Origin of the sequence: Aeromonas enteropelogenes (genome assembly GCF_000819845.1) — a bacterium.
In the GTDB taxonomy this organism is placed as follows: Bacteria; Pseudomonadota; Gammaproteobacteria; order Enterobacterales; family Aeromonadaceae; genus Aeromonas; species Aeromonas enteropelogenes.
In genome coordinates this window covers 1-1,471 of record NZ_CDCG01000009.1, presented here as the reverse complement: position 1 = coordinate 1,471, position 1,471 = coordinate 1, and the positions used below count along the sequence as shown (strand labels likewise).

Annotated in this window: 1 protein-coding gene and 1 pseudogene; one reads left to right on the top strand and one right to left on the bottom strand. The window is 50.0% G+C overall.

Features of this window, described 5'->3' with window-relative positions; translation table 11 throughout:
- Positions 1-99 precede the first annotated feature (99 nt).
- Positions 100-639, bottom strand: coding sequence for a dTDP-4-dehydrorhamnose 3,5-epimerase (gene rfbC, locus BN1123_RS20690; protein ID WP_082037452.1), 540 nt, complete (start codon positions 637-639; stop codon positions 100-102).
- A 100-nt stretch (positions 640-739) separates the two neighbouring features.
- On the opposite strand from rfbC, the pseudogene BN1123_RS20685 reads away from it, so the two are divergent.
- Positions 740-1,471: pseudogene (locus BN1123_RS20685) on the top strand (IS3 family transposase); the annotation flags it as partial.

Below are 1,471 nucleotides of genomic sequence, written 5' to 3'. Positions count from 1 at the left end.
GATTTGGGCAACAACGCCCACTACAGTTTGAGGCCGGTGTCAGGCGATAACTAGATCTGTACAAGCAACGGCAGCACTCTACTATCATGAAGAACGACACTAAGTGTCACCTACAAAGCAAGGCGCAAAACGATCTTTATCAGACAATAATAATGGCCATAATTCAGATAACGGCCAATTTATAGCTAAGTTAGGGCTATCCCATCTAATAGTTGCTTCATCATCAGGATGATAATAATTGCTGCATCTATAAAAAACATCCGCGCTGTCACTTAGCACATAAAAACCGTGTGCAAAACCAGGCGGAATCCAGATAAGCTCGCCGAGTTCTGCATTTAATAGACAACCCAACCATTGCCCGTACGTGGGCGATGCAGGCCGAATATCAACCGCTACATCAAAAATGGTACCGCTGATAACCTGCACCAATTTGCCCTGTGGTCGGTTGGATTGGTAATGCAAACCACGCAACGTGCCCCCGACCGAACGACTCAGATTGTCCTGCACCAGCGGGTAATGGCCACAGTGCTGCTCAAACTCATCTTGACGAAAACACTCACGAAATTGGCCCCGATGATCAGAAAAGGTGGTAGGCGTCAGGATCATCACCCCCGCCAACGATGTTGTTCGATATTGCATTGACAAATCCATGCGGAAAAAACTAGGTGAGCACTTGCTGACTTTTCATTACCAGAGCAGTAGTTTGACAGCTTCCCCTTCTGCTCGCAAATCCCCCTCAGATCATTATAAGAAAGGCCGCGGCGTACTTTGCTCAGGTGTCACTGCCAAGTTCGCGTGGATAGCCAAACAGCAGAACGTCTATCCCGTTTCCGTTAGCTGTTGTGCGCTGGAGGTCTCTCGCGTGGACTTCTATCACTGACGCCAGCGCCCACTCTCACCACGCAGGCATTGAGGATGAGCGGCTCATCGTAGCTATTCGGGTAGCTCACAACAAGACGCGCCAGACCTATGGTGCAATGCGTTGACAGGCTGAATTGGCCGTAGAAGGATTTTACGCTGAGTGGGACCGGATTGGGCGGTTGCGCCGTGACATGGGATTATCTTGCAAGCAAAAGTGCAAATTCAAGACGACAACCAATTCTTCCCATTCCCTGCCAATCGCAGAGAATCTCCTTGGTCAGGTCTTTTTGCCCACTATACCCAGTGAAGTCTAGACGGGGGATATCACCTATATAGCCATCGTCGAGGGCTGGCAGCTCTATCTGGCTGGTCTCAAGGATGTATTTACCTGTGAAATAGTGGGTTATGCGATGGGAGAGAAAAATGACCACCGGGTTGGTCAGCCAGGCCTTGTTCCGCGCAGTGCAGCAGAAGAGACCGCCAACCAAGCTCATCCACCATACAGACCGGGGTAGTCAATACTGTGTCAAGGGTTACCGGGCTCTCCAAGTACAATTTGGCATGCAGCCCCCATGTCATACAAGGGGAACGGCGTTGTTGCTCAAATCGA